Source organism: Streptomyces sp. NPDC008092 (assembly GCF_042957285.1).
Lineage (GTDB): Bacteria > Actinomycetota > Actinomycetes > Streptomycetales > Streptomycetaceae > Streptomyces.
The window spans coordinates 588,900-606,829 of the sequence record NZ_JBIBHY010000005.1; the positions used below are offsets into that span (position 1 = coordinate 588,900).

The 17,930-nt window shown below is 73.1% G+C and carries 14 protein-coding genes; 7 read left to right on the forward strand and 7 right to left on the reverse strand.

Going from position 1 to position 17,930, the window contains the following annotated elements:
- Positions 1–141: 141 nt before the first annotated feature.
- From ACFZB3_RS19090 to arfB, 5 genes are all read right to left on the reverse strand, one after another.
- Complete coding sequence (locus tag ACFZB3_RS19090) at positions 142–756, reverse strand: ATP/GTP-binding protein (protein ID WP_391376786.1); 615 nt, start codon at positions 754–756, stop codon at positions 142–144.
- Positions 737–1,135 (reverse strand): DUF742 domain-containing protein, encoded by a 399-nt coding sequence (locus ACFZB3_RS19095; RefSeq protein ID WP_391376787.1) that lies wholly within the window; start codon positions 1,133–1,135, stop codon positions 737–739. The genes ACFZB3_RS19090 and ACFZB3_RS19095 overlap by 20 nt, the downstream gene beginning before the upstream one ends.
- Entirely contained in the window at positions 1,132–1,563 is a 432-nt protein-coding gene (locus ACFZB3_RS19100) for a roadblock/LC7 domain-containing protein (protein ID WP_391376788.1), read from the reverse strand. Before ACFZB3_RS19100 ends, ACFZB3_RS19095 begins: the two co-directional genes overlap by 4 nt.
- Positions 1,560–4,295: a nitrate- and nitrite sensing domain-containing protein gene (locus tag ACFZB3_RS19105; protein ID WP_391376789.1), complete on the reverse strand. Its 2,736-nt coding sequence runs from the start codon at positions 4,293–4,295 to the stop codon at positions 1,560–1,562. The genes ACFZB3_RS19100 and ACFZB3_RS19105 overlap by 4 nt, the downstream gene beginning before the upstream one ends.
- A 590-nt stretch (positions 4,296–4,885) precedes the next feature.
- A complete protein-coding gene (arfB, locus tag ACFZB3_RS19110) occupies positions 4,886–5,314 on the reverse strand; it encodes an alternative ribosome rescue aminoacyl-tRNA hydrolase ArfB (RefSeq protein WP_351703163.1) in 429 nt (142 codons plus the stop codon).
- A gap of 184 nt (positions 5,315–5,498) precedes the next feature.
- Here arfB and ACFZB3_RS19115 point away from each other — a divergent pair, with 184 nt between their 5' ends.
- Positions 5,499–6,074 carry a TerD family protein gene (locus ACFZB3_RS19115; protein WP_089101822.1) on the forward strand — a complete coding sequence of 192 codons (576 nt, stop codon included), beginning with the start codon at positions 5,499–5,501 and terminating at the stop codon, positions 6,072–6,074.
- A 174-nt stretch (positions 6,075–6,248) separates the two neighbouring features.
- On the opposite strand, the gene ACFZB3_RS19120 is transcribed toward ACFZB3_RS19115, so the two are convergent.
- Entirely contained in the window at positions 6,249–7,088 is an 840-nt protein-coding gene (locus ACFZB3_RS19120; RefSeq protein WP_391376790.1) for an NAD(P)H-binding protein, read from the reverse strand.
- Positions 7,089–7,180: 92 nt separating this feature from the next.
- On the opposite strand from ACFZB3_RS19120, the gene ACFZB3_RS19125 reads away from it, so the two are divergent.
- The 6 genes from ACFZB3_RS19125 to ACFZB3_RS19150 all read left to right on the forward strand — a co-directional run bounded on the left by ACFZB3_RS19125 (position 7,181) and on the right by ACFZB3_RS19150 (position 17,180).
- Complete coding sequence (locus ACFZB3_RS19125) at positions 7,181–7,552, forward strand: winged helix-turn-helix transcriptional regulator (protein ID WP_391376791.1); 372 nt, start codon at positions 7,181–7,183, stop codon at positions 7,550–7,552.
- 350 nt (positions 7,553–7,902) lie between these two features.
- Positions 7,903–8,760, forward strand: coding sequence for a helix-turn-helix domain-containing protein (locus ACFZB3_RS19130; protein WP_391376792.1), 858 nt, complete (start codon positions 7,903–7,905; stop codon positions 8,758–8,760).
- Between the two features lie 174 nt (positions 8,761–8,934).
- Positions 8,935–10,602, forward strand: a complete 1,668-nt coding sequence (locus tag ACFZB3_RS19135) for a hypothetical protein (RefSeq protein WP_391376793.1) — start codon at positions 8,935–8,937, stop codon at positions 10,600–10,602.
- A gap of 94 nt (positions 10,603–10,696) precedes the next feature.
- Positions 10,697–11,236 carry a GNAT family N-acetyltransferase gene (locus ACFZB3_RS19140; RefSeq protein WP_391376794.1) on the forward strand — a complete coding sequence of 180 codons (540 nt, stop codon included), beginning with the start codon at positions 10,697–10,699 and terminating at the stop codon, positions 11,234–11,236.
- Between the two features lie 79 nt (positions 11,237–11,315).
- On the forward strand, positions 11,316–11,816 hold the full coding sequence (locus ACFZB3_RS19145; protein WP_391376795.1) for a hypothetical protein: 501 nt from the start codon (positions 11,316–11,318) through the stop codon (positions 11,814–11,816).
- Positions 11,817–11,933: 117 nt separating this feature from the next.
- A complete protein-coding gene (locus ACFZB3_RS19150) occupies positions 11,934–17,180 on the forward strand; it encodes a hypothetical protein (protein WP_391376796.1) in 5,247 nt (1,748 codons plus the stop codon).
- A gap of 56 nt (positions 17,181–17,236) precedes the next feature.
- Here ACFZB3_RS19150 and ACFZB3_RS19155 read toward each other — a convergent pair whose 3' ends face one another.
- Complete coding sequence (locus ACFZB3_RS19155; RefSeq protein WP_391376797.1) at positions 17,237–17,923, reverse strand: pentapeptide repeat-containing protein; 687 nt, start codon at positions 17,921–17,923, stop codon at positions 17,237–17,239.
- Positions 17,924–17,930: the final 7 nt, after the last annotated feature.

Consider the following 17,930-nt stretch of genomic DNA (forward strand, 5'->3'; position numbering starts at 1 on the left):
CAGGACACGGGCCAGGACGGGCCAGGACACGGGCCAGGACGGGCCAGGACACGGGCCAGGACGGGCCAAGGAGGCAGGCGGCCGGGGGCAGGCCCGGGGAGCAGGCCCAGGCGCCCGGTGCCCGCCCCCCCGCGGACGTGCCTACACGGCGGTGGTGGTGGACTGAGCCGCCATCAAGTGGTCGACGAGCGCCAGCAGCACATCGCGGCCGTCCGCCCGGTCGCGGGCGTCGCAGAGCACCAGCGGCACCTGGGGGTCGAGGGCGAGCGCCGCGCGGATCTCCTCCGCGGTCCGGTCGCGGACCCCGTGGAAGCAGTTGACGCCGACGACGAAGGGGATGCCCCGGCTCTCGAAGAAGTCGATCGAGGCGAAGCTCACCTCCAGCCGCCGGGTGTCGACCAGGACCACCGCGCCCATCGCCCCGTTGACCAGGTCGTTCCACATGAACCAGAAACGCTCCTGGCCGGGGGTGCCGAACAGGTAGACCACGAGGTCGTCGCTGATGGTGATCCGCCCGAAGTCCAGCGCGACGGTGGTGGTGAACTTGCCGTTCACCCCCTCCAGGTCGTCGACACCGACGCTGGCCCGGGTCAGGTACTCCTCGGTGTGCAGCGGGGCGACCTCGCTCACCGCGCCCACCAGAGTCGTCTTCCCGACGCCGAACCCGCCGGCGACCAGGATCTTCACCGCCAGGGGAGCCGCCGGGGGAGCGGTGTCCGTACGGCCCGCCGTGTGGTCAGAGCTTGCGTAGTCCATCTCTCACCGCCTCGAGAACAGTCATGTCGGGATGGCCGCCGGCCGGGGTGAGCGGCTGCGGCGAACGGGCCCACATATAGCCGGAGTCGACCAGATCGCCGATGAGGATCTTGGTCAACGACACCGGGAGGCCCAGCTTGGCGGCGACTTCCACCACCGCCTTGGCCTCCCGGCAGAGCCCGAGGATCGTGCGGTGCTCCGGCTGCATCCTGCGCACCGCGAGCGCCGCCTGTGTGCTGACCTCGGGCAGCGTCGTCACCAGCGTGATCAGCGTCAGATCCGCCCGCTCCGGGGTGGTGCGCCCGCTGGTGATCGTGTACGGACGGACCAGTTGCTCGTCGGCGTCACCGTCGTCGAACCCCTCGGTCCAGTGCCTCATCCGGCTCTCCCCGCGTCATCGGACGGCGGGGTACGCGCGTCGGTGCCCAGCCGCTGGCCGACCTGCTGGACCAGGGTGTGCATCGCGACGCTCATCAGCTCGGCGTCGACCTCCTGGGAGGCGGTCACCGCCAGGTGGGTGCCGCGGCCGGCGGAGATCACGAACAGCCACAGGCCGGCCATCTCGACGATCACCTGGTGCACCGGGCCGCCGCCGAAGAGCTGCCCGGCGCCGCGGGCGAGGCTCTGCTGGCCGGTGGCGATCGCGGCGAGCCGTTCGGCGTCCGAGCGGTCGATGGTCCGCGAACGGCTCATCACCAGGCCGTCGTCCGACAGCACGATGGCGTGCCGGGTGCCCGTGACCTGGTCGACCAGGCCGTCCAGGAGCCAGTCCAGATCCACGTCGGTGGCCGTCGTGCGCTGCGTCATTCTCGATCATCCGTCCTAGGAGAGCCGGAACGGTTCGGCAGGGCGGGCCCTTCGCCCTTGCCGCCGCCGAAGCCGGTACCGTCACCGCTGCCGTCGTTGTCACGGCTGCCGTCGTTGCCGCCGCCGTTGTTGTCGCCGCCACCGCCGTTGTCGCCGCGACCGCCGTCGTCGCCGCGACCGCCGTTGTCGCCGTCGTCGTCGCCGCCGTGGCCGTGGTTGCGGTCGTAACCGTGGCCGCGGCCGTAGCCGTGGTTGCGGCCGGTGCCGTAGCCGGTGGCGCCGCCGCCGGTGCCGTCGTCCGGGTCGCCCTCGCTGCGGGCCAGCCGGGACTGCCGCTGGAACGCGCCGATCGTGGCCCCGGACCGGCCGGGCCGGTCCGGGATCGTCCAGAGCTCGGGCTCATGCGGTTCCGCCGGCTCCGCCGGGGTCTGGAGTTCGGGCGCCAGGCTGGCCTGGCGGACCCGCTGGGGCAGCGGCCGCGCCGTGGCCGACGGGGACGGGGACGGGGACAGAGCTGCCTCGACCTCGTTCACGATCTCGGCCTCGATCTGGGCCTCGATCTGGGCCTCGACCTCGGTCTCGTTCACGTCCGGCGGCTGGAGACCGGAGGCGGTGACGTTCGCCATCGCGTGTCCCCTGGCGCGGGTGGGCAACCGCCCGCCCTCGTACGGCGCCCGCGGACCGGTACCGGCGTCGTGCGGGTGCGGCCGCGGACCGACCGGCTGCGGGAGGGCCTCCGGGAGGACCTCCGGGGGGAGCGCGCCCGGCTGGGACGCCGTGCGGGGCTCCTCCACCACCACCTGTTCCGGCAGCAGTACGACCACCCGGGTGCCGCCGAAGGCGGACGGCCGCAGCTCCACCCGCAGGCCCAGGCCCGCCGACAGCCGGGCGACCACGTACAGGCCGAGCCGTACGTCGTCGGCCTGGGTCATCACGTCGAGCTGCGGCGGCGCCTCCATCAGCGCGTTGGCGGCGGCGTAGTGCTCGGGCTCCATGCCCAGGCCGCGGTCCTCGATCTCGACCGCGACGCCCCGGCCGACCCGCGCGGCCCGTACCTCGACCGGCGTCGGCGGCTTGGAGAAGGCGGCGGCGTTCTCCATCAGCTCGGCCAGGATGTGCACCAGCGTGCCCACCGCCCGCTCGGACACCCACGGCTCGTCCTCGACGTCGATCGAGATCCGGCGGTAGTCCTGCACCTCGCCCTGCGCGGCGCGCAGCACGTCGAGCAGCCGGACCGGCTTGCGCCAGCGGCGCTGCGGCTGGCCGCCGCCGAGGATGACCAGGTTCTCCTCGTAGCGGCGCAGCCGGGCGGTGAGGTGGTCCAGGTCGAACAGGCCCTCCAGAACCTCGGGGTCCTCGTGCCTGCGTTCCAGCTCGTCCAGCTTCCGCAGCTGGAGGCCGATGAGGATCTGGGTGCGCCGGGCGATCCGCTGGAGCAGCCGCTCGAAGCCGCGGTGCTGTTCGGCCTGGCGCACCGCGGTGGCCACGGCGCTGCGGCTGGCCGCGTTCAGGGCTCGCCCGAGCTCGCCTAGCTCGTCGGGGGTGGACTCGACCAGCCGGACCTCGCGGTCCACGTCGACGTTCTCGCCGCGCTCCAGCCGGGACACCACGTCGGGCAGCCGCTGCTGGAGTCCCACGGCTTCCTCGCGCAGGGCGTAGATCCGCCGGCGCAGGAGGACGGTGAGACGCCAGCTGGTGAGGATGACCAGGACCACGGCGAGCAGGCCGACGGCGCTGATGCTGATCAGGATCCACTGGAGCCGGCCGACGCTGTCGGCGGAGACCTTGTCGAGGTGCGCGACCCGGACCAGCACCAGGTTCATCAGCCGTGGGCGGTTGGCGTCCACCGATGCGCGCCACTGGGTGTGGATCTGGCCGAGCACCAGCTCACCCTGCGAGTGGTGGGGGCCGGCGACGATGACCTGCTCCTCCAGGCTCTGCTGGGTCTTCCACGACTTGGCGGACGTCGTCTTCTCGTACGCGTCGCGCTCGGCACCGGTGAGGCCGAGGGCGACCCGCTGGAGCAGGTACTCCTGAGCGCCGACGGCATCGACGAACACGTCGTACTCGTCGACCTGCAGATGCCCGGTCTGCCAGTCGCGGCCGAGCAGGGCGTCCTCGCGTCCGATCCGGTCGATGGCGCCGTAGAGGTCGACCAGGGTGTTCGCCAGCAGGGCGGCCTCGGCGTTGCTGCGGCGGCCGAGCGCGGTGAAGACGGTGATCAGCGAGTCGATGGTGCCGCTGTAGTAGTCGAAGCTCGCCTTCTGACCGGCCGACCCGGCGTCCACCGCCCGGCGCTGCGCGGCGAGCCGGTCGAGATCGCGCACGGCGGCGGACAGGGCCGCGCCGAGTCCCTGCTGCCCGTGCGAGGTGCTCTCGCCCGCCACCGGGCGGAACCCGGTCACCGCCTTGTCGGTCGCCGCCCGCGCCGCGGCCAGCCTGCCGCGGGCCTTGGCGCCGGGGTCGGCCTGCAGCTCCGCGGTGAGCCGCCGCTCCTCGTCGAGGGACTGGAAGAGGACGGACGACGGCCGGCCCAGCGAGGCGGACAGGTCGCTCTGGGCCTTCTCCGACTGCCAGCGGGTGGCCAGCTGATACGTGCTCAGGCCCCACAGGGGCGCCAGCGCGAGGCTCGGTACGACCACGAGGATGATCAGAACGGTGCGCAGGGGCAGTCGGCCGGAGCTGCCGCCCGAGCCGGCCGGCCCGGAGAGAAGGTCGGCTGACGCCGGCACAGCAGCGTCCGATGGCTGGTTCTCGACGGCCGCGACCCTGGCCCGTCTGCCCCCAAACCTGCCAAATCCGGTCACCTTAGGGACACTCCCCCCACCGTTCGGTGCATCCATGAGGAAAAAATCGCCAAAGTCCGGCGACTGGTGGCAGATAGTAGCCACATTGAGTGAAGCCCGTAAGCGTTTTGCCTTCACCCCGCGGATCCACCGGGTGGCGGAGCGGAGTCCTGGCCGGCCGGTCCGGAACCGCCGTCCGGCCGCGACTGCGAACGACGGACAGCGACCGACGGCGACCGACAGGGCCATGACCGGGGCGGCGACGATCCGCCCGGCGCCCGTCCGGTTCTCCGGGCAGCCGTCGCGCCGCGGCCACGAACCAGCCACCTGGCAGGATTTCAGCAGCTCAGACGCGGTTGACGGCGCCTCAGCGGCCCCGTCCGCCACCGCGGCTCCGGATTCCGGCGGCGAGCGGTCCACGGGCAGGCCGGCAGCCTCGCCGCCGGACGCCACGAACAGATCTTCGTTCTCGACTGCGTATACCGGCAGGCGGACCGGCCGGAAGGCCGGAAGGCCGGCAGTCCACGGAGCCGGCGTTACGACCAGTCGCGGCCGGTCCGACCCCGCTTGGTCTCCGAGCGCTGCTTCTTCTCCCGCAGCCGGCGTTCGTTGATCCCGCGCGGGATCCGGGTCGGGCGGCGCGGCTTGGGCGGCGGCGCGGTGGCCTCCGCGAGGAGCGCCGCGAGGCGTACGGCAGCGGTCTCGCGGTTGCGCCACTGGGAACGGTGCTCGGACGCCCGTACGACGATCACCCCGTCGACGAGCCGCCCCGCCAGCCGCTCCAGCGCCCGCTCCTTCCAGACCGGCGGCAGCGCCTCGGTGTTCGCGAGGTCGAAGCGGAGCTCCACCTGCGAGTCACTGGTGTTGACGTGCTGGCCGCCCGGCCCGGAGGACCGCGAGAAACGCCAGTTGAGCTCGGCCTCGGGGAGCGAGACGGAGCCGCGGATGACGTAAGGACCGGACATGTCCCCATGGTCGCGCGCCTGACCGGCACACGTCACGCGAATATCGTCTGTCACCCGTTCGGTAAAGAAAGTAAAGCGAGGTGGAACCTTCGGTACCCCTCGTGGCGTTCATACGGGTAGCTGTAGCTTCAAGCCCGTACGCGCCGCACGGTCGTACGCGAAACGAGGGAAAGGACTCCCGACCATGGCTGTAAGCCTCTCCAAGGGTGGCAACGTCTCACTCACCAAGGAGGCTCCGGGCCTGACCGCCGTCACCGTGGGCCTCGGCTGGGACGTCCGCACCACCACCGGCACGGACTTCGACCTCGACGCCTCGGCGATCGCGGTCAACACCCAGGGCAAGGTCTATTCCGACGCCCACTTCGTCTTCTTCAACAACAAGCAGACCCCGGACAACACGATCGTCCACACCGGCGACAACCGCACGGGCGAGGGCGCCGGCGACGACGAGGCGATCAACGTCAACCTGGCCGGCCTGCCCGCCGACATCGACAAGATCGTCTTCCCGGTCTCGATCTACGACGCGGAGACCCGCTCGCAGAACTTCGGCCAGGTCCGCAACGCCTACATCCGCATCGTCAACCAGGCCGGCGGCGCCGAGATCGCCCGCTACGACCTCTCCGAGGACGCGGCGACCGAGACGGCCATGGTCTTCGGCGAGCTGTACCGCAACGGCGCGGAGTGGAAGTTCCGCGCGGTGGGCCAGGGCTACGCCTCCGGCCTGGTGGGCATCGCCCAGGACTTCGGCGTCAACGTCTGACACACGCGGCACGCTGCGCTGTGCGGGAGCCCCTGGCCGGGTGGTTGCGGCCGGGGGCTCCCGGCTTTCGCCCAGTCCGCGGGCGGGACCGTGCGGGAACGCCGGAGCGGACCGCCGACCCCGCCGGAGCGCCTCGCCGGGCACGCCGAGCGGATCCCGCGGGGCCGCCCGGGCTCAGCGGAACGCGGCGGCGTTGCGGACGGCCCAGTCCGCGAAGGGACGCGGGGCGTTGCCGAGGACCCGCTGGACGTCCGGGCTGACGCGTGTCTCGGCCGGGTTCGGCGAGCCGAGGATGTCGAGGGTGTCCTCGGCCAGCTCCGCCGGCATGCTCTGGACCATGGCGGCCCTGGCCTCGTCGCGGGTGAGGTCGTGAAACCGCACGGGTGAGCCCAGCGCGGCGGCGATGGCCTCCGCCTGCCCGCGCGGGGTGATCACCTCCGGGCCGGTCAGCTCGTAGACGGCGCCCGTGTGCCGGTCGTCCAGCAGGCAGGCCGCCGCGACCTCGGCGATGTCCGCCGGGTCGACGATCGGCACCCCGACGTCGCCGAAGGGTGCGGCGACGACGCGCCGTGCGCGGACGGACCCGGCCCACCACAGGGCGTTGGACGCGAAACCGCCCGGCCGCAGGACGGCCCAGTCGAGGCCGGACCCGCGCAGTGTGTCCTCCAGCGCCCGCATCGCGATCCGCGTCGGCCCGAAGGGCCTGGTCGCCACGCCCTGCGAGGAGAGCAGGACGACCCGGCGCACCCCGTGGGCCGCGGCCAGGCCGATGATGTCGGCCGGGTCGGCCCCGGGGGCGTGCATGTCTCCGGACAACAACAGGAAGAGTGCCTTCGCCCCGGCCAGCGCGGGCTCAAGGCCGGCCGGGTCGGCCAGGTCGGCCGCCAGGTGGCGGACACCGTCCGGCACCGTCGCCGCGTGCCGCGACACAGCCGTCACCTCCTGGCCCGCCTCGGCCAGCGCCCGCGTCAACGGCCGGCCCACATTCCCGGTAGCCCCGGTCACCACGATCATGATCAGCTCCTCGTCGGATTTCCTCTGCGACGTTCACGCTAGGGAGCCGGGCTTACTTTCAGTAAGGACATACCTGAAGGTAAGCTCATCACATGGCGGAAGGCGCGCAGTTCACACGGACCGAGGCCGGCGAGCGGTATGACGTGTTTCACACCGACTGCCCGGCGCGCGACATGGTCGACCATGTGACCAGCAGGTGGGGCATCTGGGTGCTGATCTCCTTGCGGAGCAACGACCTCCGGTTCTATGAGCTGCGCGAGAGCATCCACGGCATCAGCGAGAAGATGCTCGCCCAGACCCTCCGCGCGCTGGTCCAGGACGACCTGGTCTGGCGGAAGGTCGAGCCGACGACACCGCCTCAGGTCACCTACGGGCTGACCGAGTTCGGCCGCGAGGTCAGCGAGCCGCTCACCGAACTGTTCGACCGGATCACACTGCGACTGTCGTCGCCCAGCACGGAGTAGCCCGCCCGCCCGGACAGGCTGCCCGCGTGATCCCCGCCCCCGCCCCCGCCCCCGCGCAAGACGGCACGGGCCGGGACCGGGGTGTCGCCGCAGCCCGGGAACGCGGGCCGCGGCCGCGAGGGACGTCACCGCCAAAGGAACGAAACGGGGAGAAAGAACCCCACCAAGCCCCACCCCTCCCGCCCGTCGCCCAGAGTCACTCCCGCGAGTGAATATGCCCAAGTGGGCTGGATTTGAGGCGGGTTGCGTGCCCTACGCTCAGCGCAACAACCGCAGAAAGACTTCGGCCCCCGCCGGGACGGCAATCCCAGTGCGAGGGCCTGACCACCCAGGAAGCGAAACCCTTCCCGATGGATACCGAAAACCCTAGCGCGCCCTCCTGCGCCCAGCCCCGTGTTGCCACTAAGAAGCACCCGAACCGGGGGTCCGGCGGCGGGCTCATTCACGAGAACACCCGCCACACCTCGCACTTCACAGTCGTCGGCAACGACCTGGCCCAGCACCCCGACCTGTCGGGGCTCGCGGTCGGGATCGGCGTGCACATCCAGTCCCTTCCGGCCGGTGCCCGGGTCGACATCAAGACGCTGGCGGAGCGCCTGAAGGAGGGCAGGACCCGCATCGCGGCCGCGCTGCGCGAGCTGGAGGCCGTCGGGTACCTGCGCCGCGAACGCGTACGCCTGCCCGACGGCCGCATCATCACCCGCACGGTCTTCTGCAACCGGCCCGGCCACAGCAGCCGCGCCCGCCGGACCGAAGCCGCGGCACGGCCGAAGCCACCGCAGAAGCCCGCCCGCAAGGCGCTCCCACCCGTGCCGCGCCCGGCCTGCCCCTCCCCCGTGCTCCTCCAGAAGGCCCTGGACCTGCTCGCGGACCTCCGCCGCCACGACTCTCGGCTGCTGCTGTCGACCGCCGACGCCGACCATCTGGCCCCGGGCGTCGCGGCCTGGCTGGAGCGCGACATCGCCCCCAGCGCCGTACGGCACGCCCTGACCGCGAGCCTGCCGGCCGAACCGCTCCACAGGCCCGCCGCCCTCCTGGCCCACCGCCTGAGGGACCGCCTGCCCGCGCCACCGCCCTTCCGCGCACCGGCTCCGCCACCAGCCGTACCCACCCGGATCCACAACTGCGACAGCTGCGACCGAGGCTTCCGCGCCCCGGCACCCGGCCTCTGCCGCGACTGCCGAACGGATCTCCCGGAGGAGACCTAGCATGAAAGCGACGATCCTTGCCCCTGGGCACAGAAGACGAGGAGCGAGCGCCATGACCATCGCGGCGGACGGTCTGCCCCGCTACGAAAACCTCTGACCGCCGAGGTCACATGTTCGCCACAACTCCCGTGCGCGATCAGGTCATTTGACCGGTCGATGGTCATGATCGTGCGCATGACGAAGACTTCGGTACCGAGGAACCTGACCGCGGCTGTCACTGCCGCGCTCCTTTCCGCGACCGCGGCGACGGCCGCGGCCCCGTCCGCGGCGGCCGTGACGGTGCCCGCCTGTTCCTCGACCGACGACTCCACCAGGCAGAACGGCGACCTCCACAGCCTGCCGAACCAGCGCGGCGTGGTGGTGCTCAAGCTGGACACCAGCGTGAACAGCCTGCCGGCCGAACTGCACGTCGGCTCGTGGACGGTGCCGGTCAGCTGGGTGCCCGGCGGTGCCGCGAACACCTGGCAGACCGACGGACCGATCCACCTCGACGCCTACGGCACCTGGAGCGCCTACGTCGACGCGCCGCTCATCAACCACCCCGGCCTGTCCACCGAGCTGTACGGCGTCGTGGACTACACCGTCCAGCCGGTCGTCCAGGCGGCCCGCACCGACCGGGCCGCGTCCGACGCCGACCACCGCACGGTGACCGTCTCCGGCACGGTGCTCGGCCGCGAGCCCTACACCGGCCGGCTCCAGCCGTACACCGGCCTCGCGACCGTGAGATGGCGGGACGAGACCGAGACGGACCCGGAGACGGCGGATGCCCCGCTGGCCGCCGACGGCACCTTCAGCCGGCCGGTCACCGTGGCGGGCAGCGCCTGGATCACCGTGACCGCCAACCCGGGCACCGATGCCGCGGCGCACGTCACGGGCACCACCACCTGCAAACTGGCGCCCGACCTCGGCCGGATCGACGGCGCCGTCAGCCTCGGCGCCAGGACCTCGGCCTCCCCGGTGGACTCCGGCGCCACGGTCACCCTGTCCGGCAAGGCGACCTGGACCGAGCAGGTCAGCCCGTACACCGTGCATCCCCTGGCGGGCCGCACGATCCAGGTGACCTACAGCGACGGGGGCTCCGCGCCGGCCGTCACCACCAGCACGGTGACCGGCGCCGACGGCTCGTACAGCGTGCAGGTCACCGTCACCCGTCCCGGCTCCTTCTCGCTCAGCACGTCCTCGGAGGCCCCCTACTTCGACAACGCCTGGGGCGACGTCACCCAGCAGGTGCGGATGCCGCTGTCGATCAAGGGCTTCAAGGCCACGCTGGGCGCCGACCACAAGGTCACGGCCGCCGGCACACTGGCGGCGACCGTGAGCCGTTCGCCCGGTCCGGCCGGCCAGGCCGTGGACCTGGAGTACTCGGCGAACGGACGTACCGGATGGACCCGTGTGGCCACCGGCAAGGCCGCGGCCGACGGCTCGTTCTCGATCGCCGCGGCCAACCGTGCCTCCGGCTGGTACCGGGCCCACCACCGCGCCTCCACGGCCTACCAGGACCAGGTCACCAGCGCGGTCAAGAAGTCACGGACCGCCAGCCGGGTCACCTCGCTGAAGATCACCCCGCAGCCGGTCGCCAAGGGGAAGACCCTCACGGTGACGGGGGTTCTGCAGCACGACACCACGGCCTGGAAGGCGTACGGCGGTCAGCGGGTCGCCGTCCTGTTCCGGGCGACCGGCTCCACCACCTGGAAGACCGTGACCACCGCGACCACGAACAGCACGGGCCACTTCACCGCCAAGCCGAAGGCGGCCAAGGACGGCACCTGGGTGATCGACTACGCGGGCAACAGCACCCACTTCGCCAGCCGCTCGGCGCAGGACTTCGTGGACGTCCGCTGAGCCCGTGCCGCCGGTGACCGCCCGAGGGACCCACCCGAACCGCAGGCCGGGCCGAGGCCACGCCCCGGCCTGTTCCGCCGGATAGGTTGCCCGCATGATCCTCGCCCCCGTCCCCCGCACCCCCGACCACGACATCCCGGCCCCGGTCCTCACCGAACTCACCGCCCTGTACGCCGCCGACCGGGAGTTCCACGCACTCGGCGGCGACTTCCCGGACCCGGACGACATCCGGCCGGAACAGGTGGCCGCCGCACTGGCCGACGAGCTGGCGAACCCGGACGCGGAGGTGCTGCTCGCGCGGGCCGAGGGGCGGCTGGTCGGCGTGGTCGTCACGCTGGACCGGCACCCCGACCCGTCCGACCCCGACCCGGCCGACCCGGACCCGTGGATCGGACTGCTGATGGTGGACGCGGGGGCGCAGGGGAAGGGGTACGGGCGGCGGATCGCGGAGGGCGTCGAGGAACGGTTCCGGGCGGCGGGCCGCAGCGCCGTGCGCCTCGCCGTACTGGAGAACAACCCGAAGGGCCTCGCCTTCTGGACCGCCCTGGGATACGAGGTGACCGGCCACCGCCCGGACCGCGGACACGGCCGGCCGTGCGCCGTACTGCGCAAGGAGCTGGCCGAGGGCGCGTAGCCGGCACGCCGGACCGCAACCCCTCGGGGCCGCAAGGAGCTGTGCGACCAGCCCCACGGCGCCATGACACCATCGGTACGTGCTCGACATCGGCTACGCCCTCTCCAACCGCTTCCCCGACCCGCCCCAGACGGACTACCGGCGCGTGGACGTCCACGCGCTGCGTCACGACCTGTTCTGCGGGGACGTCTACCTCGCCGACACCAAGGCGGACCGGGAACTGTCCACAGCCTGGGGATGGGTTCCGGTGCTGGACTTCGCGTGGGCGCTGTGCGACATCGTGGAGCGCATCGACCGCGACCCGGCGGGGTCCCGGGCCGCCCGGCCCCAGCACGCGGAGCTCGACTTCACCGAGTCCACCGACCGCATGCTCTTCGAGCGCCGGTTCGGCTGGGTGGACATCGAGGCGGACTGGATGCCGGCCGAGGAGCCGCCCCTCACCTTCTCCCACGCCGAACTGCGCCGGGAGGCCCGGGACTTCCTGCACGACCTGATCGCCGACCTCACCGACCTGCACGAGGGGCTGGCGGACAACCCGGCGATCTGGACGCTCCAGGCCCGTTTCCCGAGGGTGTCGTAGCCGTCCCGGCCCGTTGAACGACCGTACGGTGTACGGAGGTTGACCACCTGTCGAGGCGGGGGTGACATGTGACGCGGAAGGCGTTCCCGCCGCCCCGGCCGCGCCTACGTTGACTCCGTGCGGACGCAGCAAAAGGCAGGCGACAGCGGAAAGGACGCCTCCTCGGAGGCCTCCCGGGCACCGGCCACCGCCGCGCCCGTCGACTCCGGAGTCCCTGTCGGGCCCACGGAAGACGTGATGCGCGCCCTCCAGGGGAAGGCCGGGAACACGGCCGCCACGCTGGCGCTGCGGGACGCGAAGGGCAAGGGCGTCGCGCGGCCCCCCGCGGTACGCAGCCGGCCGGTGCGGCCCGTGGCGACCGTCGAGGAGGAGAACACCGGCCCCGGCCTCGTACTGCCGCCGTACCTGATGGACTTCCAGGCCGCCGGGCTGTCCACGGCGTACGGGCTGACCGGGCACGAGTTCGTACGGAACGCCGTGGCCGCCGTCGTCGGGCACGGCGACGGCACGGTCGCCGAGATCGGCGCCGAGCTCGCCGGACGCCCCGAGTCGTTCTACGGGCAGGGCCGCGCCTTCGCCGTCAGGGGCAGGACCGGCAAGGAGTGGTACGACGTCACCGTCACCGTCTCCCGCGCCCCCGACGACCGGCCGCCCGTCTTCCACCCCGGGGACCTGCTCGCGAACACCGCGCCGGACCCGGACGGGGCGCCGCTCGCCGCGGTGGACGACACCGAGGGCAAGGACACCAAGGTCGACGTCCAGCACAACACCGCCACCACCGTCGCGACCACCGCGAGCGGCAGCTCCAGCAAGGGCGCCGGCGGCATGGCCTTCGGGCTCGCGCCCGTCGTGCCGGGGCTCTGGCTGGGCGGCGCCGGCCTGCTGAACGCACAGCCCTGGCAGTCCTCACGGGAGTCCCGCAGCCAGCGCAACGTGGCCGAACCCCGGGTGCTGCGCAGCGAGAAGGGCTCGGTCGAGGCACCGCGCAAGGTGCGGTACGGCGTACGGATCAAGAAGCAGGGCACCCAGCAGGCGCAGACCTTCCACGGCTCGGGCGCCCTGACCCAGCGGGTGCCCACCGAACACCTCGTCCCGGCCGGCACCGAGGCGCCCGCCGCCCCGGAGGCCGTCGGCCCGGACACCGCCCGGCGCGTCTCGCTCGCCGACTCCATGGCCCCGGTCGCCGTCACCGACGCCGGTGCCCCGCACCAGGGCGGCGGCGGGCTCTTCGACGCCGTCTCCTCCGTCCTGCACCCCTCGCTGACCGCTGCCGGGGCGCCCGGCCGCGCGCGGCTCTACGAGGCCACCTCCACCGCGACCGTCCTGGAGGACCTGCCCCGGCTGCTGCGCGACGGCGTCACCGGCGAGGACCTCGCCTCCAAGGACGGCAGCAGCGTCGGCAGCTACCGCCTGCACGCCGAGATCACCGGCATGTCCCCCGCCTGGGGCACCGGCGGGACCCAGCTGCGCACCCACCAGCAGACCCAGCACACGGTCACCGAGAGCGCGGGCAAGGGGCGCGCCCTCACCGGCGGCCTGGGCCCGGCCATCGGCGTCGGCGTGGCCGGCAGCGCCGCCGTCCTGCGGGGTACGGCCATGCCGGTCGCGGCGGCCCGCAAGGCGCGGTTCACCGTGGCCGAGCAGACCGTCTCCAGCCGCCAGGGCGCGGAGGTGCGCGGCGACAAGGTGCTCTACCTCGCGACCGTCCGGTTCACCGCGGAGGGCACGGGGCCGCGCTCGGCCGAGATGGTCCTGCGCCCCGGGACACGGGTCGCCACGCACTCGATGCGGGTGTGGATGAGCCTGCGGGCCGACGAGGCGCGGTCGCTCGGGCTCCCGCTGCCGCCCGGCGCCGAGGCCAAAGATGGCAAAGACGCCAAAGAGGGCAAAGAGGGCAAGAAGCCCAAGGAGTTCATCGAGAAGCCGAAGCGGACCGACGAGGACGGCAACGAGACCGACGTCGAACGGCACCTCCCGTTCGGCGCCATGGGCTCCAGCGTCACCCTCAGCCAGCTCGACACCCGCCCCCTGGTGCGGGCCGTGCAGCAGCTGTTCGCGACCGATCCCCAGCTGGCCGGCTACCTGCCCGCCTTCGGCACCGACGCGCGCCCCACACCGCCGTCCAAGGAGGAGGCCGCCCTCCAGCGGCGCAACCACCGCGAGCTGATGGCCGCCCTGTCCGAGACCAACCTGCGGGTCAACAAGGACCAGCTGACCACGACCGGCATCCGGGTGCGGCTGCGCCGCAAGACCACCCTGCACTCCCACGACGTGCAGGTCCACGTCCGCGGGCAGCTCCGCGAGACCGGCTACCTCGGCGACACCGACGACTGGCTGGTGCGCAGCCACTCCGGTGTCACCGCGAACGCGCAGAGCGGACGCGGCAGTTCGCGCTCGATCGGCGGTCTGGTCCTCGGGCAGGCCAGGATCGTCCCCGGCATCCTGACCGGCTCGGCCCGCTACGAGAGGCACAGCACCGGCACCCGCCGCAACCAGGCCGGCCCCACCACCCGCACGGACGTCCTCACCAACGGCTCCGAGAAGGCCGGCACCTTCGGGGCGGCCCTGCGCTTCGACGTCGACGTCACCATGACCTCCCGGCAGCGCAAGCTGGGCCGCGCCCTCACCCCCGGCGCCCCGGGCCGGCACGCGCCCGAGGCGAGGCAGCTGGCGGACCTGCATCTGGACGAGCAGGACGTACGGCTGGTCACGCCCACGGAGTTCACCCTCGACGAGGAGGGCAAGCGGCGGCAGGACGCGGTGGGCGGCCGGCGCCGGGCACAGGCCCCGCGCCCCGAGCACGCCGTCGCCGCCGAGGGCATCGGCGACCTGGCCGGCCTCGTGCCCCGGCCGTCGGTCGGGCAGCCGCTGCGGGACTGGCAGCTGGTGGAGACGGTCGGCGACGGACAGGCCGTCCGGGACCTCGCCTTCCAGCTGCTGTCCAAGGCCGCCGCCCGCAACAAGGGGGTCCGCGAGGATCCCGCGCTGCAGACGGAGGGGCTCGCGCCGCGGCTGGCGATCGAGGAGCGGTTCGGGCCGCAGGCCATCACGGCGTCGCTGCGGCAGGCCGCGTCCTCCGGGTGGGTGGTGAAGAACCTGCGCTATCCGCGGCGGCTCGCCGCGCTGAACGGGGCCGTCGGCACCCGGCTCACGCTGACGAACCCGAAGTTCCTGCACCGGGGCGCGGGTCCCGGCACCGAGACCTTCGTGCTCGGCGGCCACCAGGCGGCCGGCCAGGAGGGGCAGGGCACCACCAGCACATGGCAGTTCGGCGCCACCGGCTCGGAGAACGACGCCGAGTGGCGGCTGGGCCAGGGCCTCTCCGGGAACCGCACCACGAGCCGCGGCGACGCCCGGTCCACGGCGCTGTCCGGCACGGTCGAGCGCAACGCCCACACCCCGAAGAAGGCGCCGCTCTACCTGGTCCAGTGCGACCTGCTCGTCACCATGGTCGCCGAGGTCGCGGTCACCGGCGGCGGCCCCTACGTGGCGACGGCCGCCCGCACCCTGCCGGCCGAGGCGGCGGTGTGGCTGACGGAGGCGCAGCTGCCGGCACCGATCCGCCGGCAGCTGAAGCTCGACCCCGAACCGGCGCCGATGACGTCGTCGTCCCGGCAGCCGGGGCAGCGGCCGGCGGAAAACTCCCGGGCGGCCGAGAGCAGCCGGGCGGGCGCCGAGCGCGAGGCCCGGGAAGGGGCACGGGAAGGGGTACAGACAGGGGGCCGTAGCAAAGGGGACGCGGCCGGATCGACCACGTCCGCGGCGCCGCGCACCGCCGGCCCCTCCTTCGCCCGCACGCTCCCTCTCGGCTTCGGCATGGTCGAGAACCTGCCGAACTTCGTGCCGCTGCTGGCCCGGCTGCGCACCCGCCTCGCGGAGAGCGGGCAGCAGAGCCTCGCCGACGACCTGCTGCCCCGGCAGCAACTGGCCGACCGCAACGACAACGTGCAGCGGCTGCTGCGCGTCCTGGACCGCGACGGCAGCGCGGGACTGCTGTCCGGCGCGATGGACGGCGGGGTCACCGTCGAGCTGTTCGACGGCCGCAAGACCCCGTACTGGGCGGTGTTCAAGGTCAACCGGCTCGCCGACGGCGCCTACGACGGTGCCGCGGACGACGGCCGGGACATGGAGTACATCACCGCGGCCGTCGCCCAGCAGGCCGCCACCCACGACGAGGGTGTGTCGACCGGTGTCGAGGGGATCTTCGCCGGCTCCGGCAAACCGGACGGCGGCGCCGGGCAGCTGAAGAGCACGGGCGGTGCGGCGGGGCTCGGCGTCGGCTCGGGCGGCTCACGGCGCTCCGGCACGGCGAGCCGCGGCCAGCTCGGCATGAAGACGGTCGCGGAGGCGAAGACCGCGAAGTCGTCGAAGATGCGGGTGCCGATCGAGGCGACCCTCGAACTGCACCGCGGCGACCGCCGGCTGGCGCTGGTCTCGCTGGGCCGCCAGGCGGTGACCCACCGCGTACTGGACAAGGACCTCGCCGCCCTCGGCCGGCTGACCGCGCCCCGCCCGCAGCCGGCGGCTCCGGCTCCCGGCCCGGGTGACGCCCGCCCGGCCGCGATCGGCAGCTGGCGCTCCGGCGGTGTGCGGCTGCCGATGGAGGCGCAGGTGAACGGCTTCCAAGGGGCCCCGCAGGTACGGGAGCTGGTCGGCTCCGCGGTCCGCGAGGCGGGCGGCGGCGACCGCTTCCGGTCCAAGGGCCAGGCCGCCGCGTACACCCTGCAGGAGGCCGTCTCCACCGAGTGGCTGCTCGCGGCGCTGCCGCTGCTGACCTCGGCCGGGGCGGAGCTGCCGCCGGTGCACGCCACCGGGGTGGAGGGCCAGGACCTGCGGGCGTCCCTGCACGCGCGGCTGCGGGACGGGCGGGTGCTGGGCGTCGGCGACAAGATGACCTTCGAGACGGTGGGGCAGAGCCACCTGGACGCGCCCCGGCCCACCCAGACGGACGGCCTGAGCGCCGCCGACCACGGCCGGTCGGCGCGCGGCCTCGCGGGCGCGGGGCTGCTCAACGCCGACGAGTTCCGCCTCAACCAGATGATGGGCAACGCCGGTGGTGCGGGCGGCGCGGCCGACACGGCGGTGAACGCGTCCGGCTCGATGCCGCTGCACAAGCCCAAGTCGGCGTCGGTCCTGGTCCAGTTCACGCTGGACGTGCGGGTGGTGGCGCGGGTGACCAACCGCGTCCGCTCGGGCCGTACCGGCACCGCCGTACGGGAGCTGGCCCTGCCCCGGCCGGTGGTGATCCGCATGCCGGAACCGGCGGTCCGCCGCATGCTTGCTGCGCAGCCGGACCGGCTTCAGGACCCGGACGACCATCTGGGGCTGCGGAAGAAGGCGGCGCCGGTGCCGCCGGCGAGCTGAAGGCCGGTTCACGGCTGCGGGCCGGTGGGGGCTGGTCGCGCAGTCCCTGGAGTCCGTCAGTTCTCGACGCGGATCCCCAGCTGTGCCGCCAGTACCGGTGCCAGATCCAGCAGCTGGGACATGCTGATCACCGCCCCAGCCAGCCGTTCCACCCCGGTCGCGATCTCCAGGGACGCGGCGCCCCGCAGATCGACGTCCTTCATCGTCACCCCCCTGAAGTCGGCCCCCTTCACCGTGCAGCCGATGAACTCGACGCGCTCCAGCACGGCGTTGCCGAAGTCCGGTTCCACCAGGACGCAGCCCTCGAAGACCACGTCCCTGAGCTTCGCGGTGCGCAGGTTGAGGTAGTCGATCTTGCCGCCGCGGATCACCACGCGCTCCAGGACGGCACCGTGCAGCTGGGTGCCGCCCAGCCGGGCGTCGACCAGCTCGACGTCGCGCAGGGTCGCGTCGGCCAGATCGGTGCCGACGCCTCTTATCGAGGTGAGGACCGTGTCCAGCACGCGCGCGTGCCGCAGCCCTGTCTCGTCGAAGGCGCACTCCGTCAGCGCACAGTCCATGAAGCGGGCGCCCGCCCCGTCCTGACCGGCGAAGTCCACCTCCCGGAACGCCTGCCCGTCGTAGTCCCCGTCCGGCTCCAGCCCGCCACCGCCCCAGGGCTCCAGCTCGGGCAGCCGCACCTCCGGCCGCCGCGCACCCTTCACCCTGCCTCCGCCGGCCCCACCGGCCGCTGTCCTCGCCATGCCCCCA